22 protein-coding genes are annotated in these 24331 nt (G+C 48.3%); 1 reads left to right on the top strand and 21 read right to left on the bottom strand.

Features of this window, described 5'->3' with window-relative positions; all coding sequences use genetic code 11:
* Positions 1-3: 3 nt before the first annotated feature.
* The 20 genes from ACE419_RS07435 to ACE419_RS07530 form a co-directional block, all read right to left on the bottom strand.
* Positions 4-930, bottom strand: coding sequence for a glycosyltransferase (locus ACE419_RS07435; RefSeq protein WP_435721524.1), 927 nt, complete (start codon positions 928-930; stop codon positions 4-6).
* 96 nt (positions 931-1026) lie between these two features.
* Positions 1027-2712, bottom strand: coding sequence for a PIG-L family deacetylase (locus ACE419_RS07440; RefSeq protein ID WP_435721525.1), 1686 nt, complete (start codon positions 2710-2712; stop codon positions 1027-1029).
* Positions 2713-2717: 5 nt separating this feature from the next.
* Positions 2718-3680: a glycosyltransferase family 2 protein gene (locus tag ACE419_RS07445; RefSeq protein WP_435721527.1), complete on the bottom strand. Its 963-nt coding sequence runs from the start codon at positions 3678-3680 to the stop codon at positions 2718-2720.
* Complete coding sequence (locus ACE419_RS07450) at positions 3673-4902, bottom strand: O-antigen ligase family protein (protein ID WP_435721529.1); 1230 nt, start codon at positions 4900-4902, stop codon at positions 3673-3675. The genes ACE419_RS07445 and ACE419_RS07450 overlap by 8 nt, the downstream gene beginning before the upstream one ends.
* Before the next feature lie 6 nt (positions 4903-4908).
* Entirely contained in the window at positions 4909-6939 is a 2031-nt protein-coding gene (locus tag ACE419_RS07455) for an LTA synthase family protein (RefSeq protein WP_435721530.1), read from the bottom strand.
* A 4-nt stretch (positions 6940-6943) separates the two neighbouring features.
* Positions 6944-8134: a glycosyltransferase gene (locus ACE419_RS07460; protein WP_295712937.1), complete on the bottom strand. Its 1191-nt coding sequence runs from the start codon at positions 8132-8134 to the stop codon at positions 6944-6946.
* Positions 8135-8176: 42 nt separating this feature from the next.
* Positions 8177-9307, bottom strand: coding sequence for a glycosyltransferase (locus ACE419_RS07465; RefSeq protein ID WP_435721531.1), 1131 nt, complete (start codon positions 9305-9307; stop codon positions 8177-8179).
* Positions 9307-10065, bottom strand: a complete 759-nt coding sequence (locus ACE419_RS07470) for a glycosyltransferase family 2 protein (RefSeq protein WP_435721532.1) — start codon at positions 10063-10065, stop codon at positions 9307-9309. The genes ACE419_RS07465 and ACE419_RS07470 overlap by 1 nt, the downstream gene beginning before the upstream one ends.
* 11 nt (positions 10066-10076) lie before the next feature.
* A complete protein-coding gene (locus ACE419_RS07475; protein ID WP_435721533.1) occupies positions 10077-10976 on the bottom strand; it encodes a VirK/YbjX family protein in 900 nt (299 codons plus the stop codon).
* Between the two features lie 124 nt (positions 10977-11100).
* The gene (locus ACE419_RS07480; RefSeq protein ID WP_435721535.1) at positions 11101-11613 is read right to left on the bottom strand and encodes a D-glycero-alpha-D-manno-heptose-1,7-bisphosphate 7-phosphatase; all 513 of its coding nucleotides are present in this window, start codon (positions 11611-11613) and stop codon (positions 11101-11103) included.
* A complete protein-coding gene (gene rfaD / locus ACE419_RS07485; RefSeq protein WP_435721537.1) occupies positions 11603-12589 on the bottom strand; it encodes an ADP-glyceromanno-heptose 6-epimerase in 987 nt (328 codons plus the stop codon). The genes ACE419_RS07480 and rfaD overlap by 11 nt, the downstream gene beginning before the upstream one ends.
* Positions 12590-12631: 42 nt before the next feature.
* Entirely contained in the window at positions 12632-13624 is a 993-nt protein-coding gene (rfaE1, locus tag ACE419_RS07490) for a D-glycero-beta-D-manno-heptose-7-phosphate kinase (RefSeq protein WP_435721538.1), read from the bottom strand.
* A gap of 25 nt (positions 13625-13649) precedes the next feature.
* Positions 13650-14777 (bottom strand): glycosyltransferase family 9 protein, encoded by a 1128-nt coding sequence (locus tag ACE419_RS07495; protein ID WP_435721539.1) that lies wholly within the window; start codon positions 14775-14777, stop codon positions 13650-13652.
* A 12-nt stretch (positions 14778-14789) separates the two neighbouring features.
* Positions 14790-15833: a lipopolysaccharide heptosyltransferase I gene (waaC, locus tag ACE419_RS07500; RefSeq protein ID WP_432648368.1), complete on the bottom strand. Its 1044-nt coding sequence runs from the start codon at positions 15831-15833 to the stop codon at positions 14790-14792.
* Between the two features lie 5 nt (positions 15834-15838).
* Entirely contained in the window at positions 15839-16306 is a 468-nt protein-coding gene (gene rfaE2 / locus ACE419_RS07505) for a D-glycero-beta-D-manno-heptose 1-phosphate adenylyltransferase (RefSeq protein ID WP_435721541.1), read from the bottom strand.
* Positions 16287-17285, bottom strand: a complete 999-nt coding sequence (locus ACE419_RS07510) for a bifunctional heptose 7-phosphate kinase/heptose 1-phosphate adenyltransferase (RefSeq protein ID WP_435721550.1) — start codon at positions 17283-17285, stop codon at positions 16287-16289. The genes rfaE2 and ACE419_RS07510 overlap by 20 nt, the downstream gene beginning before the upstream one ends.
* Positions 17286-17387: 102 nt before the next feature.
* A complete protein-coding gene (locus ACE419_RS07515) occupies positions 17388-18926 on the bottom strand; it encodes an LPS-assembly protein LptD (protein WP_432648091.1) in 1539 nt (512 codons plus the stop codon).
* Between the two features lie 95 nt (positions 18927-19021).
* Complete coding sequence (larE, locus tag ACE419_RS07520; RefSeq protein WP_432648090.1) at positions 19022-19861, bottom strand: ATP-dependent sacrificial sulfur transferase LarE; 840 nt, start codon at positions 19859-19861, stop codon at positions 19022-19024.
* Positions 19862-19910: 49 nt separating this feature from the next.
* Positions 19911-21827 (bottom strand): fructose-1,6-bisphosphatase, encoded by a 1917-nt coding sequence (locus ACE419_RS07525; protein ID WP_435721543.1) that lies wholly within the window; start codon positions 21825-21827, stop codon positions 19911-19913.
* Between the two features lie 42 nt (positions 21828-21869).
* Complete coding sequence (locus tag ACE419_RS07530; protein ID WP_432648502.1) at positions 21870-22331, bottom strand: metal-dependent hydrolase; 462 nt, start codon at positions 22329-22331, stop codon at positions 21870-21872.
* A gap of 186 nt (positions 22332-22517) precedes the next feature.
* Here ACE419_RS07530 and ACE419_RS07535 point away from each other — a divergent pair, with 186 nt between their 5' ends.
* Positions 22518-23618 (top strand): hypothetical protein, encoded by a 1101-nt coding sequence (locus ACE419_RS07535; RefSeq protein ID WP_432648199.1) that lies wholly within the window; start codon positions 22518-22520, stop codon positions 23616-23618.
* Between the two features lie 304 nt (positions 23619-23922).
* Here ACE419_RS07535 and ACE419_RS07540 read toward each other — a convergent pair.
* The coding region (locus tag ACE419_RS07540) for an efflux RND transporter permease subunit (protein WP_435721544.1) at positions 23923-24331 on the bottom strand (409 nt) is incomplete at its 5' end.

The following is a 24331-nucleotide window of genomic DNA, read 5'->3' on the forward strand; positions in this document are numbered from 1 at the left end:
ATCTTAATATATAGAAATGTGTTTTTTATGCAGCAACCATAAAAAACGAATGCGTCTGATAAAGTCTAAATTTTCTTCTATAAAATCTTTTTGTTCTTTCTTTATCGAATAGACCTTATATTGGCTATTATCTTCACGGATAAAATGAAATAATTCACGTGCCAACTTTCTATTCAGCCTTTTAATATATACAGGATTTTTCATTCCATCTAATCGTATAAGATCATCTCTCAATTTTTCTGTACAAATACAAATATCCAAAAATCGCTTATGTCCACCATGAGTCGTACTTGTAGGATTTTTATAGTAATAGTATAGGCACTTATCTGTTATCATGATTCGCTGACTTCGATAAAGATAGCGTCCAGAAACATAATTATCTTGTGAATGACACCTCTCTGGAGATACAATTCCCATTACAATGTCGCGACGATACACCGCATTCCAAACGACCTTACAAAGAAATTCTGTAAAATATAATTCAAAAACATGGTTTCCCATAATAACAGTATTTGCTATTCCATCATGTGGCAAAATAGGATCTTCATTTTTCCCATCTGAGCCTATAACAGAGCAGCGTGCCATATCCAATTGATTTTGCTCCATCATAGTAATTAAAGTTTTATACATATCCGGATGAAGCCAATCATCGCTGTCAACAAAAGCGATATATTCTCCTTTAGCAAAAAGAAGGCCATTATTTCTCGCGCCACTCAAGCCTTCATTTTCCTGATGCACTGCTATAATCCGTGAATCACGGACTGTATATTCATCACAAATATCACCACACCGATCCGGTGATCCATCATCCACCAAGATAATCTGTAAATTTTTATAAGTTTGTTTACAAATGGAATCTATACAGCGTCGCAAATATGGTTCCACTTTATAAACTGGAACAATAACGGATAACAAGCCTTTTTCACTCATAACAGACATCCTATCATATCAATAATATTTTTATACTATACCAGTTATATTAAAAAATATTTACACAGTAGTATCCAGCTGAGTATCGTTAGAGATTCATATTTGTTTTAAATATTTATGTCTTATATGCGTATACTTCCTATATTTTCTCAAATAAAAATCTAATAATGCAGCTTCTATCCTTTGTAAAAAATTTATTCTTTTAATATAGCTTCCTGTCACACGATGAATACATACCTCATCATATATACCTGGATGAGTCTTTAACTCTGCCCGAACATGCAGTACTTGATCACTAGAAGAAAAAATAACTTTTCCCGAGTCTGTAATTTGGCTCTTAGAATTTTCTTGCAAATGGTATATTACATCTTCTTCCGTTCCATAACGATAAACGGATAGTTGACACTCTCTTGTTGAGAAGGGAATGATATAATCGTATATAAACTCATTTTCGCACATTATCTTGATATAGGGAATTTCAAGATTTTCAGGGAACTGACAAGAATACAGACCGACTGTACTGATACCATAATCGGTACCTTCTGTTCCCAAAATACGCAGTTGACATGCATCTGTACGCTGCACAGCAGGAAGACGATAGTGCAATAGATTTCCTGCTTTAGGCAAAGGACCTAATATATATTTGCTGCCATTTGAAAAAGATACTTCTATTTTATTTATCCTGCCTGTGTTTTCGACATTTCCTCCAATTTCCAAATAAGCAATATCTACATTCTTATCCCAATGAAATGATACTGTTTTTTTTGTATCATTAGTTTTAGGACTCCATAAATATTGTGTAAAAGAAATCGCTTTACTGTCTATATCTCTAATATTTAAAACATTAAACTCAGCAACTCTCTGATAATCTCCTGAACTTCCTGCGATACGTGCCTGATAGACAAGATTATCTGTCCGTCTCTGCCAAAAAACAGCATCCGCATTAGCAATACGGACAGCATGAAGAGCAGCACTCTGCGAAGCATGCTGGAACAATGCCTTATAAAGGATATTATGCCGTAAGAAGTGCCCCCTGCATGCTGGCAAGACTGGAATGCGTACACGATCCTTCCACGTATATAGAGATTTGTCAATAATTACATCTTCCCTTGGAGATGGCAACAGCACCGACCGGATATTGATGTCGTAAAAATCTTTTAGTGCACCAAAAGACGTACAATAAGCAAATCCCTTAAATACGGTCGGTCGATACATATTATTAGGGCGACACAGAATTTTCCCCATTGCCTCTTCAAATAGAATCGATGCTGCACGATGATCTGAATGAAGATCAAGATCTACACAAAAGATGATATCTGGTTGTATATCCAAAAGAAGTTCTTGTATGTCATTTCGAAAAGCACTTCTGCAGTATGGGCTATGTTTCTTATGTTTTTGATACGCATAATCCAGAGCAATATCAGACCCGTATGTTTCATTATGTCCCGAAGGTGATTCTACTGGTCGTTGCTCAGCATAAAATAAATGTCCACCTTTATAATTATTCGAAGTATCCCCGTACCCTAAAAAAATAATATTTTTAACACCCAGTACAGTTAATGCCCGCTTTGCCTCATCCATACGAGTCGCTGCTGAGAAAGAAAAGTCACCATTTGTCGTGAAAGCACAGTATACATCAGCGCCCTTGTGGACATAACTATACATGATACTCCCAGCTACGTTGATTTCATCATCTTCATGAGGAACAATCACTAGAACTTTTTTATCTGCAACTGATTGAGCCAGAAATGAATTATGTTCTTTGCCAATTTTTTCAAGCATATATCTTATTTCTTCCTCTTAAAATAGTAATGTACCAGAGATGCTACAAAATACGATATCGTATAGGTTTTATATTCCCATTTTTTTGCAATAGAAAGAGGCGTTTCCTGTAAAAATAATTCTATATCTTTACGATGGGAAACTAAGACAGTATTATATTGCTCCTTATCCCTATATTTGATATCATAACGTAATAAAGCGATGATAGATTTCACATAACCACGAAAAGCACTGTTTATTATTTCTCCATTAGCGGATTCCATCTCTTTTACACGCGAATATATTTTCCTACATACCTGAAAATTTCCATACCACACATCGTAATTATCCTGCCAAGAGAGACTGTCTTTATGTTGAATATAATGATAAAAAATATTATCCAGGAATACGACTTTCTTCGCTTTAAGAAAAATCTCTGTTACGAATAACTTATCTTCTGAATAAGATATATTTTCATCAAAACACGTTTCACCAATAATTTCCCTTGTATATACTTTATTCAGCGAGCTATCGACAAAATGGCCTTTCTTTGCCAGACAGTTTAATGGTGCTGTGCTGACATAGGATTGTTCTTTCTTGTATGAAATAGGTTTGTAGTTTTCTTCCTTTATGACACAGCAATTCACTAAATCAGCAGACTCCGCCTCTAATGTATCAATCATAACACGATACATATCGGAATCTATACAGTCATCACCATCTACAAAGGAAATATATTTGCCTTTTGCTATTTTTAAGCCGCGATTTCTAGCGGAGCTTACACCCCCATTTTTTTTATCAATAACAATGATTCGATTATCCATACCAGCTGCATTTCGACAAATTTCTAAGCTATTGTCTGTCGAGCCATCATTGACGAGAATCAATTCAAAAGTCCTATAGGTTTGTGCCTGTATACTTTTTAACGTCTGGGAGAGGTATTTTGCATTATTATAGACAGGAACAATGATGCTTAACAAATCATTCATTCAATCCCAGCTCCTTTTTTGCGCTTTCTATAGCACATAAGCAAAGTCCCCAGCAAAGCCAGTAAATCTGCATCATATTGCGGCTAAAAAAGTCGTAATCCAAAAAGCCAAAGATGAATACAGACACAATCGATAGTCCTATTCCCCCTAGCCATGGAAGTGCTCTTTTTTCCTGCGCATATATGCGATGCAGCCAATATATAATCTCTTTAATCTGATAAATGAACAATGCTAAGAAACCTGTTAAGCCAATGATACCAGACTCGTCCAGTACATGCAGATAGATGTTATGTGGAGATTGGATATTCTGTTCATGATTGGGATTCTGAGCTTCAAAGCGCTCTTTGTAAACTTTTCCCCAGTTGCCCGCACCGATACCGACAATCGGGTGTTCTTTCGCAATCTGAATGCCGGCCTGCATCAAATAAATGCGTCCATCCTGTCCAATATTGCGTTCGACACGCTGGGATATAATCATAGGCGACGCATAAGCAATCCCCAGACAAATGAATGCTATTACGGTACCAATAATCTTCAAAGAGAATGTATCACGATGCCTGTAAATAAGCCATGAGAGTACGAAGAAAGAGATTATAAACGTCCCGTATGCATTACGTGACCCCGTACACACTACAAGAAATACCGCTATCATGCTAAAAAGTAACAATACAATACTGCTCTTTAAAAAGCTCTTTCTATACTTTACGACGCCAAAAAGGACCATCGGTAGCATGATGACTAATAACCCCGCTAAAGTATTGGGACTGCTGAAAGGACCGAATAAACGATTCACTTCCCAAACTGGGGTGCGAGCTACAATTACAAAAAAGTATAACAGTGAAAGGCCCCAGCCATACCATATTGCCAGAAAACTCTCCGCCGTAGGTCTTGCTATAACAACAGCCAATATAAACGGTGCTAGGCGTGATATATATCGAAAAAGCAACCGCGGTTGCCCATCGTTAAATGGCAAGGGAATAAACGAGCAGACAAAAAAGAGGAAAATAAAGACCAAACTCACACGAAACATTTTTGTATAGATGATAGGGCCAAGAACAGGTTCGCGATAATATCTGCATAATAACAGATGCAGCAACAAAGCCACGATCATCAAGAATCCCGATGATGCACCACAGCTAACTACCAACATCAACAATGGCAGCTGTGAAATACAAGTTTGCTTCTTTATCATAAAGTCAGACATGCTTTTCTCCTTGATCATGATAACTTATTTCTTCAGCCACTTCTGCACAGGACGCAAAAGATTCGGATGCTGCAGAAGATATGCCGTCAGGCTTTTTTCTGCAGCACAAAGATCATCATATGGCGCTGTGCCCTGCTGGATATCACTTCCAGCTTTAGCAGATAGGAGCTGATAGTAGGTTGCATTACATGCGCCAATTGCTTCTCGCGTTGCCCAATGATACGGCGTCACACAATAGTCAACAGGCTCTGTTAACGAATCAAACAAAGAATAATATTGGAATCCCTTTGGAGCAATCAGTTCAAAGATAGTAGGCAGTATATTCATGTGGCCGCCAATCGGATTATTCGCTAAAGAATCTTTTGTAAGTTCCCTATGATGGAACATCAGAATTGGCGAATGCAATTCCCGGAATGTATATTCGCGCTTCATAAAAGATGTATGCTGCAGTTCCGAGCATTGTGAACCATGATCTCCGGTAACGATAAACAGACTATCTGGATAGATTGATTTCATCTCATCAATAAAGTGATTGATAGCTCGATCCGAATACCAATATGTTCCCAACACTTTCGGAATAATTTTTTCATCCAGCACATCCTGCTGAACTTTCATGATTTTTTCTGCTTCAAAACCAAGTTTACGCAGAGGCATCTTATACGGGCCATGATTGGAAGTCGTATAAATAAAATGGAATTGCGGCAGATGATCATCTTTTTTTATCAGTTCCGCCGCCTTCTCTAAGAAAATATGGTCGTATACCCCCACCCAGGAACGAGGTGCATCCGGAGCACAGATATCGGTTGCCGAATAAGCATGATCAAAGCCGCAGGCGGGTGCAAAATGCGTGAAATTGCCATGAGACAAACTGCCGCCATACCAGTAATTTGTCTCATAGCCCAACTTACGAAGCTGCAGAGGCAAAGCCGTAGGCATCGTTCCATGCCAAAACTCTTCGCGTTCATTCAGTTCCAAGCCAGCATCGAATATACCTGACATAAGGCTGACAATTGACGGTCTTGAAATGATTCCTGCCGATAAAGTCGTTGGAATCGAAGCCGTATGTGGATCTGCCATAAACTTCTTTCCTTCATCAGCAATATGAAGATCTGCGAAAGCCGGGTCAAAATAAGGCTGTGAGTAGCTTTCGCCTACGATGAGGAATATATGCAATGGCTTGGCTATCTTTGGTCCTTTCGCCTCATGAAGAAATGCCTGTATGGCGTCATCAAATGATTGGACACTGCCGCCATTTTCCTCAATGAATGGTTTTACACGAGCCAGATTTTCCGTATCACTGAGCTGCATGGTCTCATTCATGGGATGATGACGCAGCATCTTCAGAGCAATCAAATCATCTACCGTAGCTTTAGAAAGGAATGGATCCTCCTTGACCACAGCCGGAATCGTATCCCATTCCGGCTTATTATCATGCATAAAAGTTCCGCCATAACGGAAGAAATAAAAGAACGCTGCCAAGGCTAGAACGACTGCGATATTAAATAAATAATACGCTGCTCCGGCAAAATGAGGATAAGGAATACATGGTATGGACAATATCACACTGATGCCCCAACCGACTAAGAATTCATAAGGAATGAACAGGAGCAAGTTTCGTACGCCATGATACTGGTTGAAGAAAACATCAATCAGATTATGCTTCTCTGCCTTTTTTCCTAAGAAAACAATATTATTGAAAATATCATGGAACTGCGCATAAAAAATCATCTTGCCGACAAATGCAATATACAAGAAAAATGCATAAGTAAGGCCAAGAATCAAGCGTATTATGTCCCCATGCTGCGACCAAAAAGGAATAAACAAGCTTGGCAATGTAACAACTACCAAAGAAAGTAAAAATACATAGGCATTGATATCCATGCCCCACCAAAAGCCAAATCGGAAGCAATGAAATAAAGCCCTTTTCTTTCCTGATAAAGAAGAATATGGCTTATGAACTGCTATAAAAATAACGCGAAATATAGCGCAGAGAATTGGAAAGCAAATAAATAACTTGATATCCTGCTGTGCGGAAAGGAAAAATTGTTCAAACACGCCGTTATCTCCTCTTATTTGCAAATTTCTTGATTTCAGACTCTACAAGCGATTGCCACTGATCCCATATACGCTCAGGTTCATAAGGTTGCATATTCTTGGCAGCCTGATGACCCATTTTTACGCGCAAGCCTTGATTACGCATCAATTGCTCCAGACCATTAGCAAAAGCTGGGATACCATCAGCACATAATATGCCATTCCGCCCATCGGCAATTAAATCCTTAACGGCATCTGCAGAACGAAAGCCTACAGACGGCAGACCTGTAGCCATAGCTTCTGTCAAAGCTAACGGAAAGCCTTCAAATGAAGATGGAAAAGCAAAAATATCCGCTTCTTGAAGCTGCTTCTGGACATTTTTTGTTGTGCCCATAAAATGGATGCGGTTCTCCAAATGGTGTTCTTTGATAAACCGGCAAATTTTCTCGTAATAATCCTGCTTCTTTATCTTACCCCAAAGCTCTACCTGCCATTCAGGATAACGGTCTGCTAATAAGGCAAATGCTTCTACCAAAATATGTGTCCGCTTCTGATAGGGGTCTATGCGGCCGACCGTAATAATCGTATACGTATCTTTAGTTTTATCAATCCGTGCCTGCTGGTCCAAAAGAACCTGTTCTACAACATTTGGAATACAGACAACAGGTGTATTCTTGATATATTGTTTTGCCTCTTCCACATACGATGGCATCAATACCTGAATGATATCTGCCTTTTCTTTCTCTCGTAAAGTCATCTGATTACTGTTTCCCATAATAATGCGAATGGCATTGTGCATCATGGCAATTATCGGTACCGTTCCATGCTGCCAGCGGTCTGCAACTTGTATAGCTTCATGATTATAGACAATGATGCAGTCTACCTGCCTTCCTTGAAAAAGCTGCGATAATTTTTTTACAGACAATGCTGCCCGATACGATTCAACAGGACGATCCATAACAGGGATTACTCGATTGATTTCCCGCTTCACCTTGATATAAAAAGGTATTTTCACCTTCCAGAGATTCAGAAATACGAGTTCTACATGGGGATCAAACGGGAAATATGGCACTGCATTTGTATCATCATTCGTGACTACCACTACATGATAACCTCGTTTAACAAAGGCATTTGCCATATTGGTCAAGACTCGTTCCGTACCAGCACTAGCCGTAACAGTCTCATCGCCCATATATAACAATACGATCGTGCGCATTGCCCATTTCCCTCCTCTGTATTTTACATAATGGATTAAAAATCAGGATAAAAGACTTCGTAAAAATGACTCTGTGCTGAAATCCTGATTGATTCTTTGCAGCTCTTTTTCGTAAGTCGGCAGCATCTTTTTATAGTCATGCAAAAATTCATATAGCTGTTTCGACAAATGTGTTAAATCTTTTAAATCGACCTCTTTACCCACTCGATATTCTTTCAAAATCTCGGGATTCAATACATCTGTTGCTAAGACCGGTTTATACAGGGCAAAAGCATTAAAATATACGGCACTCCAATTGTAAAGATAACGTGTATTGCTATACGGAAGGAATAAAACATCTACACTCTGCAACAGATCATACCAATCTTTTCCGTAGACCTTATGCTTAATAAAATGCACAGATGATTCTTTATCATATTTGGCCATGATACCTTCGATATCCTGACGATCCTCTGCGCTTGTAGGAGCTGCCTGTATAACAAGCTCAGCCTTCCGGTCAAGGTGACATTGTAAAAAGGCCTGAATAATGCCATCCACGTCTTTTTCGCCTTTGCGGTAATGCCCAAAGAAGCCAATGCGAATTGGCTCTTTATACGAAAGCACCGGATTGACTTTTATTCCTTCCGGCAACAAAACTGGCGGCTTTATCAGTTCCACATTGAGAACATTATCATTCTTAAAATCATTACGGAGTGTCGTTACTTTTAATTTGATATTTTTATAGCTTTGACATTTACGAGCCTGCTCTAAAAATTTCGGTTTCTCCTGAGGATTTACTCCCAAGAATATAAAAATAACAGGAATCGGGCTGTCCTTCAGCCGACTCTTATGCAAAGACCGCAGATATCGATATGTCGCTGTTGTCAGCATGATGGCATCCACATCATGGGCACAGGCTTTTTCATAAGCAGAGTTGAACCAGTTAACGCGTCTGCGCTCTCGTTGGATTGACAGCCATATCTTCTTTAATTTTCCTGCTCCCTCATAATCGACAATCTGTCCGCCTTTCATATATTCAATCGGAATCTTGAAGTCGACAGGCAGGGTACTGTTTTCAGGCAAAAACAGTACCGGTTCATGCCCCTGCTTTTTAAGTTCGTTGATAATCAGACGGTCAAATTCTTGTTCAAACCCGCCAGACGTCTTTACTGTCTCTAAGATGGCTACACGCATTACTTTTTACCGTTCCTTTGCAATTCATACAGTTTGAGATATTTGAGCATTGTGTAAAAAAAATGATTGAAGCACATATAGGTTCCCATCCAGCCATCAAGAAAACCAGTTCTCACGACAAACATTTTGAAGAAGCCGCCTATGCTGTGTATAAAAATACCACTTAAGGAAATTTTCTTTCCGCCTTTATAGGCATCTTCTGCCCAAATTGTCGTATAGCGGCATAACTTTCCTTCCCAATGCTGCCAGCTTTTATAGGTATAATGCTCAATATGACCAGATAAATTTTTCACAGGCAATGAGCATTCCGGATGCTCATGAACTTTATGTACCCATTTTACTTGGGTCCTAGGAAACATGCGTGCAACATGATCTGGTTTCAAAACGCCATGATTGAACTTCGTACCAAATGCCACCGATTTTCTTTCCATAGAATACTGATATTTCATGTCCTCCGAATGGATAATCTTATTGACATTTTCTACTAATTCGTCATTCAAGCGTTCATCAGCATCAAGATACAGCACCCAGTCGGCTTTCGTCTGTTCCAAAGCAAAATTCCGTTGCGCAGAAAAGTCGTCAGTCCATGCACGAAAGCTGACTTTTGCACCGTGCTCTTTCGCCAGTTCTACCGTGCGGTCCGTACTGCCCGAGTCAATGATGATAACTTCATCCGTACACTTCTTGGCATTTTCTACAACAGAAACAATATTATCTTCTTCATTCCGAGTCAGGATTAAAATCGCCAGTGAGCTCATATTTCCCTCATTTATTTCATCAGTAATTTGACTTTCTCCGCAATCGACGCGTCGACTTCGTCGAGCAGGGCGTAGCGTTTGCGGTAGTTCGCGCGTTTGCGCGTGGGGACTTCTTCCATGGTTTTGCGGTATTCGGTCATGGGCAGTTCGTAGAAGCGCTGGTCGGCGCAGGGACGGCCGCCCGATTCCTTCCAGAAGTCGCTGAAGCTCGTCTTGAGCTTGCGGTCGCGGCGAATGTGATTGTTCGCATAGTAGCCGTAGTTCGTGACGGCATAGATATGCTTAAGGCCAAGGGCTTTCGCAACTTCCTGCGTCGCGTGCAGGATGAAGTTTTTCGTGCGGTAGGCATGGCAGCGCTTCGTGACTTTCTTAACGACATCTTTCGCGTTTTCCATGTTCGGCCCCTGCATTGCGCCAATCCAGAGGGCCCATTCACCGGCCTTATTCGGCGCAATCCAGAACATCATCTGGTAGAGGTCATTTTCATCGAGGCGTAGAACGACGGACAAAATTCCTTCCTTGCGCTGTCCCGGATGATAGAAAAGTTCAAAACGCAGGTGACCAATATCATCCTTGCTTTCCCAAAGCAGATAGCGCTGTCTTGCGTAGATTCCCAGTAAAACATCTTTTTTCAGATGTTTCGCCAGATACTCCATATGCTGCTCGACCAGTCTGGCCCGTTCGTCAAAGGTCGATTTGTTGTAGAAGAACGCTCTCGTCGGCTGTTCGTAGACAAAAGGATATTCCTCCGCAATCTGGCGCAGGAGCTCATCTTTCGTAAAAAACTGGTGCAGTCTGTTCATGCGGCCTGCATTCAGGAGACAGCGAGCGACAAAGACCACCATTCTTCGAGCTTCACGCGGGTTTTCTGTATTGTAAATCTTTTTTCCTAACTTGATATAGTCCAGCATGCAATCGATCCTTTAATATCTCTGCAGGAAAAATCCTGCTTATCTTTTCTTTTTTAATTCTACTCTATCCGTCCCAGAATGGCAAACAAAAAGCCCCATCTTTTGATGAGGCTAGCAAATTTATTTACATTTTGTCAGTTATTATGTTTTTTACCAACAGTTCCCGCAGGCTGCCGCCCTCATACCGCAGGCCCTTGAGCCCCGCGTTTTTGGCGCAGAGCATGTCGGCTTCGCTGTCGCCGACGAAGTAGGACTTTGTACGGTCGATGCCGAAACGCGCACAGGCTTTGTCGATGAGGCCGGTCGCGGGTTTGCGGCAGGTGCAGATTTTACGGTATTCGGGGAGCTTGGCTTCGGGATGATGCGGGCAGTAGTAGAGGGCGTCGAGGTGAGCGCCGATTTTCCCGAGTTCCGCATTCATCCAGTCGTAGACGCGCTGGACGTCGCTCTCGGGGTAAAAGCCGCGGGCGACGCCGCTCTGGTTCGTCACGAGGATGGCGAGGAAGCCCCTGTCATTGACGTACTTGATGGCCTCTTTGGCCCCGTCGATCCAGATGAAGTCCTCGGGGCGGTGCAGGTAGTGGATGTCGACGTTCAGTGTGCCGTCGCGGTCGAAAAAGACGGCCTTATTTTCCATATTCGTAATAACCGCCGTTGTCGAGGAATGTTACATACTCCTTGACGGCCTCTTCCATGTCGGTGAAGCCCTGGTCGTAACCGGCTGCCAAGAGGTGCGTCGGGTCGGACTCCGTGAAGTTCTGATATTTGCCCTTGAGGACTTCCGGGAAGTCGCGGAAGGCGATTTCGCCCTTGCCCATGGCCTTGATGACGGCTTGGGCAACTTCGATATAGCTGTGGGCATGGCCCGTGCCGCAGTTGTAGATACCCGAAGGGCCGTGGTTCTCCCAGAACCAGAGGTTGACTTTGACGACGTCCTTGACGTAGACGAAATCGCGGCGCTGCTCGCCGTCTTTGACGGGCGTGCCGTTGATGTCGCCCCAGCCGCGGAAGAGATGGGCCTTGCCTGTCTCGTTGATCTGGTTATAAAGCTGATAGAAGATGGAAGCCATCTTGCCCTTGTGGTGTTCCTGCGGGCCGTAGACGTTGAAGTACTTGAGGCCGACAATCTGGCTGTGGGCCTCGGGCATGACCTGACGGACGTAGCGGTCGAAGGCGAGTTTGGAGAAGGCATATGGATTCAGCGCATCTTCGCACTCGTCGCCCTCGCGGAAGCCGTGTCTGCCGCTGCCGTACGTCGAAGCGGACGAAGCGTACATGAACGGAATGCGGTGCTGCAGGCAGAAATGCAGCAGCGACTTCGAGTATTCGTAGTTCGTGCGCATCATGAAGTTGACATCGTACTCCATCGTGTCGGAGCAGGCGCCTTCATGGAAGACGGCGTCAATGTCCGTGCCGTCGAAGTCGTCATCTTCGATGGACTGAAGGAAATCATCCTTGTACTGGTAGTCGATGAACTGCAGACCGCGCAAATTTTTGTAGTTCGAACCGTCCTTGAGGTCATCGACGATGAGGATGTCCGTGCGGCCGCGGCGATTGAGTTCCTTGACAATGTTGCTGCCGATAAAACCGGCACCACCCGTTACGATAATCATGAGAAATTCCTCCCTGTATCTATAAGAGTCTGTGTTTTGACTTTATTCCTTGCTTTCGCCTTTGAGCACTTTCATGAGTTCTTCGCGGCTGACAGCGTACGTGCCGAGTTTGGCGACGACGACGCTCGCGGCGAGGTTGGCCATGTAGGCGCTGTCAGCAGGGCTCATGCCGCCCGCGAGGCCCATGGCGAAGACGGCGATGACCGTATCGCCGGCACCGGAAACATCGAAGACCTCCTGTGCCTTGGTCGGGATATGGACAATCTCGTCATCGCGGACGAGGGACAGGCCCTCTTCGGAGCGCGTGACGATGATGTTGCGAATTTTGAACTTGCGCATGACGTAATGCGCGGCTTTCTCGACGGCCTTGTCCTCGTTGCGGATGGGCTCTAAAAGCACCTGATTGATTTCCTTGAGGTTTGGCGTAATGTAGTCCGCATGGGCATATTTTGTCCAGTTGGCCCCTTTCGGGTCTACGACGACCGGCACGCCGTGGGCGTGGCAGGCATCGATAATCTTATGGCAGTTTTCCTCGGTGCAGGAGCCTTTGCCATAGTCGGAAATGATCACGCAGTCGAGGCTTTCATTGAGCTTCTGATTGATGTAATTGAGGAAGCGGTCGGCGTAAGGCCCCGTAATTGGTGCGGATTCCTCGAAGTCGAGGCGCATCATTTGCTGATGGCCGCCAATGACACGCAGTTTCGTCGTCGTCGGACGGTCGGTCGTGATGAGGCCATGATAGTCGATGCCCCTGGCCGTGAATTTGTCGAGCAGGCTCTGGCAGTGGTAGTCATCGCCGACAAAGCCCGTGATGCTCGTCTCGCAGCCGAGGAGCGCGAGGTTGTGCGCAACGTTGGCAGCACCGCCCAAGGTCTCTTTCGTGTCGAGCACATGCGTGATGGGCACCGGTGCCTCCGGCGAAATGCGCGTGACTTCGCCGTAATAGTACTTATCGAGCATGACGTCGCCGACGACGAGAATCTTGCAGCGCGATGTGCGCTGGGCGACAAAATCATAAAGCTTTTCTTTATCCATTTTACACCTCTCTGCCTCTAAATCTTTAGAGCTCAATGACGCGGCATTTGTAATCGCCTATGTGCTTGAGCAGCTTGTACGCCGGCTCCGCGTGATAGGCCGCTAAAAGTTCCTCTGCGTACTTCATGACGACATCTACTGGGATATTCTTCATGCAGGCCATGTTTTCCTTCCCCGTGCGCGGACATTCGTGGATGCCGCACGGATGGCATTTCTCGGGGGTCTTAATCAGGATATCCTTGCCGTCGTAGGGATAAAAGGTCGGCACGGGGCTCGCGCCGAACATCGTGACAATCGGGACATTCATGGCCACGCCGACATGCATGGGGCCGGAGTCCGTCGTCAGGAACAGGCAGCAGCGCCGCAAAAGGCCCGCGAGGATAATCAGGCTGACTTTGCCCGTGAAGACGTGAACCTTCGGGCTTTCCTTCTCCTGCATCTGCGCAATGCATTTCTCGACAATCGGCACATCCGTCGGACCGCCGAAAAACGCGATTTCATAGCCCTCGCGGATGAAGCGGTCGGCGCATTCCGCAAAGTACGAATCGAGCCAGCGCTTTGTCAGCCAGCTCGCGCCGATGTTGAAGGCGATGACCTTGGCTTCAGGCGAAAATTCTTTCTGCCAGATGTTTTCCGACTTGGCTTCGTCTTCAGGCGGCAGCCACATCTCAAGGCCGCGGTCGTCGATTTTCGTGCAGCCGGCAGCTTCCTGGAGGACCTTAAGATGGCAGGTCACCTGATGCATGACAAGTTCTTTTGGCGTATCGGCCATGGCGCGGTTCGGCATGACCTTGTCAAAAAAGCGCTTGAAGCCCGGCTGTGAATAGCCGACAATGCGTTTGCCGCCGGAAAAAGCCGCGATGGCCGAGGCCCTTTCATTGCGGTGAAAGTTGATGACGAGGTCAAAATGACGGCTGCGGATTTTTTTGATAAAGCGCAGCAGGGCAAAAAAGCCTTTATCCTTGCCGTGTTTGTCGATGAGGATGCATTCATCGATGTTTTTGTTGCAGCGCACGAGGTCGCCGAGTGGTTTGTCCGTCAAGAGGGCGATATGGGCCCCGGGGTAATTCGTGCGCAGGGTTCGCAGGGCCGGCGTCACGAGCATGAGGTCGCCGATATGCATCGTATTGATGACGAGGATGTTCTGATACATGAATTTTCCTTCTTATATATTGGCTGTGTCAAGCGAGAGCAGTTTGCAGAGTTTCGCCTCGACTGCCTCTGGCTGGATGATGGCCATGCAGTCATGGCCGAGCGGGCAGGCGCGCTTCATGCACTCGCGGCAGTCGCGGTCCACGACGAGCAGATTGTCCATCTGACCGTAGGGACCGGTGCGTCTCGGATAGGTCGGGCCCATCAGCATGATGGTCGGGGTCTTGAGCCCGACGGCGAGGTGTGTCGGGCCCGTGTCGCCGCCGACGACGGCCGCGGCCTGCTGGAAAAGATAGGCAAGTTGCTTAAAATTGAGTTTGCCGACGAGATTGATGGGCGGAATGTCCATCTTCGCCATGATTTCCGCGGCCTTCTGCGATTCGACCGGGCCGCTGCCGACGAGCACCGGGATGATTTTTTTATCGTAGAGCCAGTCGCCGAGGGCCGCAAAATGGCCGTCGGGCCAGCATTTTGTCGGCCAGCTGGCGCCGACAACGCAGACGACATAGGGATTTTCCATATTGGCCCCGGCCTGCGCGAAAATCTGGCGCGTCAGACGCTGCTCCTTTTCCGGCACTGTAAGCGGCAGGCGCACGTCCTTGACCTTGCAGCCGATGGCGCGCGCCGTGTCGAGGTAGCGTTCAATGACATGGTCGTGCACGTGCTCGCCGACGACGGGTTTTGAAACGTACTTGCTGCCCTCGCGCATATTCCACATGCCGAATTTCATGCCCTTCGGGGCCTTGGCGAGCGAAGCGACAGCGGCCGACTTGAAAAGCCCCTGCAGGTCGAGCACAACATCGTAGTCGCGCTCTTGAATTTTTCTGCGCAACGGGCCGAAGTTTTTGAGGAAGCCGCCGAAATGGCGGAATTCCTTTTTATGAAAGACGATGATTTCGTCGATGCAGGAGTCCATGGCTACGATGTCATAGGCAGGAGGCTCGACGACCCACGTCAGATGAGCGTCAGGATACGTCTCTTTGATGGCGTAGCTCACGGGCAGGGCATGAATGACGTCGCCGATGGAGCTCATCTTGACGACCAGAATGTTTTTCATACCCATCACCCTTCCTGCTTGATTTTCTCGATAATATTCGTAGTCGAGCGGCCCTCGACCATGTTGACGAATTCGACGCGGCCGCCGTAACTCTGGACGATTTTGGCTTCGGGCAGGGTATCGAGCGTGTAGTCGCCGCCCTTGACGTAGACGTCGGGGCGGACTTTTGCGATGATCGTCTCGGCCGTCTTTTCGCCAAACAGCACGACGTAATCGACGGACTTCAGGGCACCGACGACTTCGGCGCGGTCGAGTTCGCCGTTAATCGGGCGCGTCGGACCCTTGTTCGTGCGGACCGAATCGTCCGTATTGAGTCCGAGCACAAGGCAGTCGCCGAAAGAACGCGCCTTATTCAAATAGCGCACATGGCCGGCGTGCAGGATGTCAAAGCAGCCGTTCGTAAAGACGATTTTCTGCCCTGCACGGTGCAGGATTTCGCAGAGTTTCTCGATATCATTTGGTGCAACCAGCATGTTCTTCCCTCTCTTTGCCTTGCAGAATTTCTACGGTCTTTTTGAGTTCCGCGGCCGAAACGGTGCTCGTGCCGAGCTTGCGCACGGCGATGCCGCTCGCGATATTGCTGAGCCTTGCGGCCATGTCCGGCCTTACGCCAGCAGCGAGGGCTAAGATAACCGTGGCCACGCAGGTATCGCCGGCACCCGAGACATCGAAGACCTCACTCTTATCGGAAACGGGGATATTATGAATGGAGCCATTCCGCTCGACGAGGACCATGCCGAGTTCGCCGCGCGTCACGAGCACGCCGTCGGCATCGAGCTTTTCGCGGAGCTCTTCGCCGGCCTCGCAGATTTCCTCGGTCGAGTGCAGTCTGCGTCCGACGGCAGAGGCGAGCTCCGCGTCATTCTGCTTGACATAGCCGATGCCATGGAAACGGCCGACATCGTAGCGCGAATCGACGATGCTCGGCAAATCATGCTCGCGGCAGTACGAAATCAGCAGGTCCTGCAGGCCTTCCGTGACCGTGCCCGAACCGTAATCGCTGATGACCACGCCCTCAATCTGCGGCAGGACGGAGCGGATATAATCATGCAGGGCCGTTTCAAAGGAAAGGCCCATGGGCTCTTTGCTCTCCTTGTCGATGCGCACAATCTGCTGGCTGACCGTCGCGCGGCCGCCCGCAATGATGCGCGTCTTGGAAATGGTCGGACGCGAAGCATCTTCCAGCATGCCTTCAACATGCGCGCCATTCGCGGCAAGGATTTTCTTCAGGCCCCTCGCGCTGCCGTCATCGCCCAAAAGTCCGACGGCAAAGACCTCGCCGCCAAGTGTTGCGATGTTGTTGACGACATTGGCCGCACCGCCCGCGACGATTTTTTCACCGGCCTGCTCCAACACGAGCACCGGTGCCTCGCGCGAAATGCGCGAAATGCGGCCATCGAGGTAAATATCCGCAACCATATCACCAATGACGAGGATTTTTCGGCCCTGCATCTGCTCAATCACAGAATCCAGCTCCTGCTGCAATGCCTTCACCCTTTCCCTTTTTTTCCTATATACTATATACCGATATATTTCCTATCCACATTTTAGCTGTTACATAGGCAGGAAACGCCATTTTACCTTCCACGTCTTGTCGCGGCCTTCGTAATGCAGGATGACCTGCGAGCAGTGCATGTCGTGGAACCAGTAGTAATCGAGCTTGCGCCACGAATTGTCTTCCAAATCGTATTTGGAGCCAAAGGCCACACGGTTGTTCTCGTCAAGGCGGTAGCTGAAGCCCGCTTCGAATTTGCGCGAGTAACTGTCGTTGTCGTAGTCGAAAGGCGAGACCTCGGTCGTGTTCTTCTGGTAGCGGTAAGCACCGTAGCCCGACCAGCGGTCATCGAAGTCCTTGATGGTGACGATATCGTAGTTGAAGCCGCTGTACTTCGAATCATTGTACGACTCATGCGTGACTTCGTAGCTCGTGCTGAGGTACAGGCGCCAGCCGTCAAAGACAATCGGGTCGTAGCTCAGGCCAAAGGCGTATTTATTATGCGTACTTTCGACTTCATTCTGCTTCCAGCGGCCATACTCGCCGTTGATGCCGTAATGGAAATGCGTATTGCCGAGGCGGTGATTGTGGCCCCAGAGCAGAGACGGCTCTTTCTTGATCCAGTTGTCGTCGCTGTCGTCGTAGTAGCCGTAGGTCACGCGCGCGTAGTTGCCGGCATTGCCCCAGCCGACATTGAATTCATTGCGCCAGTCCTTTTTCGTCGTATACATGATTTTGGCATTGGCATCGACATTCTTGGCCAAAGGCTTGTTGAGATTCTCGCGAATCCAGATGCCGTTCGTCTTATCGTAGCCGACGCGCGGGAACCAGTCCGAGACGGTATTATCCTTTTTGAGGTCGACTTCATAGCGCGACTTCGACAAAAACGTATTGCCCTTGATTTTGAACTGGACATTGTGCATGACCATCTTGTCGTTCGGGTAAATTTCGATTTTGCGCGCAAAAAGGTTGTAATCCGGATGGATGGCACTGCACTTCGTCTTCGTGCCGTCGTAGATGATGATCTTGTCCGGATAGAACTCGAATTTTTTGCCCGTCATGTAATTGTCGGCAACTTTGCCCTTGGCATTTTCCATCGAGCCCGTCTTCATCTTGTAATTGTAGTTCGTCTCAAAGCCGTCGAGCATGACCTCGGTCTGGCCCGGCGTGAACTGCAGGACATGGCCCTTGCCCGGAATGTGAATGCGCTCTTCGATGGTATTGCCGTCAATATTCTCGCCTTCAAAGCGGTGCTCATCGAGCTGCGTGACCTTGACCTTGCCCTTGGCCGTGAAATCACCCGTGGCCTGATTCCACGTCAAATCGTCACCCTCAAACGACACCGGCGCTGCCTTTGTCGGGTCGAGCGGATAGCGCAGATGCTTGGCCATCTCGGCCGTATCGGCCTTGAGCTGCTGCTTCTCGGGATTCGGTTTATTCGAGCGCGCTGCGCGGTGCTCGTTCTCGAGGTAATCGAGCAGGCCGAGGCTTGTATCGGAATCGGACTGATAGGTCTTAGCACTGGCCGTCCCCGCCGCGATTGGCAGGACCAGGGCCGTGACCATCAGGCCTGATAAAATCTTTTTTGTTGATTTCATCCAAAAAAATCTCCATTCTATGCATAAAAACGGTCTATGCGGAATAAAAAACTGCTACCCTTTATAGTACATCATCGCCGCCATGAGCGCAAATCTTATACATCCTGTTTGAGGGTCTCATTGAGACTGCCCGTGCGGTAGCCCAAAAGGTCAAGGGCCGTGTAGGCAAAGCCGAGTGTGCGGAAATAGGCGGCCGTCTTTTCGCGCAGGCTTTCATCGAGCATGCGCGGAATGTCCGACGGCAGAAGCTCAATGCGCGCGATATTTCCATGCGCGCGCACGCGCAGCTGCCGAAAGCCCTTATCCATGAGGAATTCTTCGGCAAGGTTCACGCGCTCAAGGCCTTTAGGCGTCAATTCCGTGCCATACGGAAAGCGCGAGGCCAGGCAGGCAAACGACGGCTTGTTCCAGGTCGGAAGCTTCAGGATGTGCGAGAGGTCGCGGATATCCTGCTTGTGCATGCCAGCCTCGTGCAGCGGGCTGAGGATGCCGAGTTCTCTTAAGGCACGATGGCCCGGACGGTAATCCCCGTCATCATCGAGATTTGAGCCGTCGACGACATAGGCAAGACCTTTGGCAGCCGCGACTTCCTTCATATGGGAAAAGAGCGCGTACTTGCAGTAATAGCAGCGGTCCTCCGGATTTTCTTTGACATGCGGCACCGTGAGAATGGGAAACGGCACAACATGGTGTTCGATGCCCTCTTTTTTGCAGAACGCTTTGGCATCGTCGACATCGCGCTGCGGCACAAAGTCCGACGCTGCCGTAAAGGCCACGGCTTTTTCTCCGAGCGTATCGTGTGCGGCCTTGACGAGAAACGTCGAATCGACGCCGCTCGAAAACGCCACGGCCACGCTGCCGAGATTTTGCAGAGCGGCCTGCAGCTTCGCGTATTTTTCGGCTAAAGGAGAAGGAATCGAGGTTTTCGTAAACATGGGAGTCACCTTTCAAAAAGATACCTAAGAAAATCTAAGGAAGCAAAAATTAATCACGCGGTTTTAAGAGGCCGTTCTGATAGGCCAGAAGCAAATTGTAGAGGTCCGTGATTTCATCCTGGATGGCACGGCCCTGGTCCGTATCACCCACGGTATTGTGGCAGGACTGCAGCTCGATGGTCTCCGAGACGGATTCAATGTCATGGTTGGCCTTGAGCGCTTCGCGGACATCGGCAATTCTCTGGTGCTGCAGAAGGCGCAGGCCGCGGGAATTGGAAATGAGCGTGTAGCCTGAAATGCCCGTCTTTTTATGATAGGCACGGCAGAAGCCGCCGTCGATGATGATGGCCCTGCCCTCTGCCTTTACAGGCGTCTCGCCTTTTTTGACCTTGACCGGCACATGGCCGTTGATGATGTGGCCGCGCTTCGGGTCGAGTCCGAATTCCTTGAGGACCTGCTCACAGCAGGACACCGTGTCGATATAGCGGTAATACGGGTCCGAGGGCTCTTTCCACGTGCTCTCATCAGGAATCAGCGCGCGTTCAAAGGTCTTGAACTCACGGCCCGATGTCGGCGAAAGCCTGCCGCACCAGAGGAAGTACATGAAATCGAGGGATGACTGCGTGCCGTGCAGCCAGGCCTCGCGCGCCTTTTTCTCGCAGAAATCAAACCAGCTGCGGCCGCGGTATTCTTTGCCGTCGAAGCAGATGGTGCGGAACGTGCCGTCTTCATTCAGGGGCACGCAGCCGTGGAACAGCAGATTGCCATTGAAGCAGGTGTAGAGATTGCCCTTTTGATAGAGGTAATCGACATGGCGGTGCAGCACCGTGCTCTCGAGGAAATACGAGCGCAGGTCGGCGATGATTTCTTTTTCGGCATCGGTCAGCTCGTAAACATCATCACTCGCCTCGTCAATCGTCGGGAAGTACGCACTTTCGAGCTCATAACGCGTTCCGTCGCCAAGGGTCGCATACGAAGAACGGAAGTCGATGTGGTCTAAGAGTCTCCTGCTCTGCATCTGAAAGTCCGGATTGCGCGCGATGAGCTGCCCCTCAAGCTTGAACATCATCATCGTGATGGCGCGTTCCGCGGCCTTCAGCGGCGCTTCGTCGGGATAAATATGCGAGGCAAAGGTCGTGAGCGGGCGCAGGCTGATGCCATAGCCGCGTTCCAATACGTCCGTGTTGTGGTAGCGCAGGGAATTGCGCACGACGGTCGCGATGCAGGCCTCGCTGCCGAGGGCCGCACCCATCCAGAGGACGTCGTGATTGCCCCATTGGATGTCGACGGACGGATGTTTCATCAAGAGATTGAGAATGGCATCGGGCCGGTTGCCGCGGTCGAAAAAGTCGCCGACGATGTGCAGCCGGTCGACAGCGAGCCGCTTGATGAGGACCGTGAACGCTTCGATGAAATCCGCGCCGCTGTCAATCTGCACAATGGTATTCAGGAGTTTCTTCAAATAAATGAACTGCGCCTGGTCCGCTTCCGGCCGCGTGTTCATGAGTTCGACAATGACCGAGGCATAGCGGTGCGGGATAAAGCCGCTGACCTTCGAAGCCGGATATTTATAGCTCATGAGTTTGACGAGCTCCAAGAGCCTGCTGAGATTCTCGCGGTACCATGCAGGCGTCGCGCGCCTTTCCGTCTTCATCTGGTCGATTTTTTCCTTCGGATAGTAAATCAGCGTGCAGAACTCCGCTTTTTCCTCCTCCGTCAGCCGCGCACCGAAGACGTAATCGACTTTTTCGCGGATGACGCCGGAACAGTTGTTGAGAATGTGAAAAAACGAAGCGTACTCGCCGTGCAGATCGCTCATGAAATGCTCAATGCCTTTCGGCAAAGAAAGATACGACTGCAGATAAATGAGTTTCTCGTAAACGGATTCCTTGGTCGGGTATTTTTCTGCCATAAGGCGCAGAACCTTGCTGATTTTCTGGTTATTGCTGCGATAATCCGTCGTCATCCTGGTAACTCCTTCCCTGATACCTGACTGTGCTCAAAAAATTTACTGCAAAAAAGAAAAATGCGTGCGCAGGCCGTAGCAGAGCAGCACGGCTGCAATCGTAAAGAGGTATTCCGTGACAGAGCCAACCTTAAAGAGCCGGATGCCGACTTTATGGTACGGTGTGAGGAGCGGCACTTTGCCGCAGACGGCATCCTCGGCAATATGTAAGAGAGCCCCGATGCAGATATAAATGCCGATGGTCACAAGATCCCCCGTGGGCAGAGATGTCAGCTGCGCATCTTCAAAATGGCTCAAAAAGAAAATGAGACCGAGATAAAGAAGCGGCCAGTGCGACCAGCCGCGGTGACGGCTGCGCCAGCTCCAGTAATTTCCCGCACGCGGACTGCCCTCGACTTTATCGGGAAAAATTGCCCCGGCCATGCTGTAGATGGTCAGCAGCATATCATCCGTCGCCGCGTAGACAATGACCCCCGTCAAGACCTGATGGTCAACCCATTTCATAAAAAGAAAATCCCCCACAACACATAAACGTACAAACGTACAAACACACGCACACGCTTCTATTTTCTATTTTAACAGATATCCTGGTAAAAACCTATGAAGTTCGGCGATTTTTTGGACTCACATGGAGGACTATAGTATAATGAAAGAGATACGATACTACGACAGAAAAAGGGAACTACATAAATGGACGATTATACTTGGAAAAAAACGATACGCAGACGCCGCATCAAAAGGCGCAGGCAGGCCCTGCTCTTTCTGATTATACTGATCATCGCCGCTGCAGCAGGCCTGATCTGGCATAATTACACGCAGGAGCGTTCGCCTAAATACGCGCTGGAACAGGCCGCAGCAGCCGTGAACAAAAAAGATGCCGATACGTTCCGCCGCTACGTCAATCTCGACCTCGTGACCTCGCGCGCCTATGACGACCTCACGGCCGACCTCTTCAACTACGACGCGACTTTGACGGCCACGAGCAAGTCGGCTTATGAAAAATTCTACATCACCATCAAGCCGCAGCTCACGAGCGGCACGCAGGATACGATTTTGAGCCGTGTGACTTCCGGCGAATGGAAGCTCCCGGATGGCACGGATATCTTAAAAGGCCGTCAGCTCGGCATTGACTATGAACGCTTCCTCGAAAGAAGCCAGATGCGCAATACGTCCTTTGTCAGCATTGGCAAGATCACGCGCGACGGCACGACGGCCACGGCCGAAATCAACATCAAGGATGACTGGACCCAGGCGCCGTTCACGCTCGAAGTGGCCATGGAGCAGGCCAATGACGGCCACTGGCAGGTCACGTACATCAAAAATTACCGCGCTTACCTCGATGCCATCACACCGCTGCATAACGAGGATATCGCCAAATACATCGACGCGACAAAAGGCATCGTCGCTTCCTACAATCAAAAGCTCGCTGCCTATAAACTGCGTTTCGACAGTCTCAGCAAATCTTCCTCCGGAAGCTTCACTGCGGAACAGAAGAACAGCCTCAAAGCCCTGATTGAGCAGGAGGTCGTCCCGACCCTGCAGGCCCGCCAGCAGGAGCTCGATGCTGTCGAGGTGCCCGCCGGTGCCCGCTACCTTGCCGACCAGCGCAAACAAGCCACGGACCTGACGCTCGAAGCCTGGCAGCATTTCCTCAAGGGCCTCGCAACCGACGACCCCGATGAGTTCGCACAGGCTGAGACCTGCAACAAACAGGAACTCGCCGTGGACCTGCGCGTCGACGACATTATCCGCCATACGGCCGTCAGCCGCAATATACCAAATCTTCCCTGACAAATATCGCGCAATAAAAAACCACCGTTCTCTCTGGAACGATGGTTTTTTTTCATAGAACGATAAAGCAAATTGGTAGGAATGAACTAGGCTGGGGGCATATATTTCGCCTGCAGGAGCGCAGTGACCGCCCGCAGGGCCAAGGCCTAAGGAAAGCCTTTCTACATTCTACGATGTAGGAACGCCGTGGCAGACGGCGAAGCCCCTTCGTATGCAAAAATCAGCATAGGCCTTGTTTTAACGGAGCGCCGAAGCCGAAATATATGCCCCCAGCCCTTTCTCAAGCCCACCTCGTTTTGTTTTTTCAATCTTTATGGATTTTATACATCGCTACGTACATAGTCGGCAGAACTAAAAGTGTCAGGACCGTCGCTACTAAAAGTCCGCTGGCAATGGCCACGGCCATGGGGCCCCAGAAAGAGCTGGCCATGAGGGGCAGCATGCCGAGGATGGCGGCAGCGGCCGTCAGCATGATGGGACGGAAGCGCAGCACGGCCGAATCGACGACGGCATCCCACGGTTTTTCGCCCTCGGCCAGATGTTTCTGGATCTGGTCGATGAGGATGACCGAGTTGCGGATGATCATGCCGGAAAGCGCGAGTACGCCGAGGATGGCGACAAAGCCCATGGCTTTATCGTAAGCGCTTAATAATCCAGTGTATTTAAATCCTTTCACCCATATGAGATAATACTCTCGCACGGAAAACTCAAAA

It is taken from the genome of Mitsuokella apri, from assembly GCF_047974105.1.
GTDB lineage: Bacteria > Bacillota > Negativicutes > Selenomonadales > Selenomonadaceae > Mitsuokella.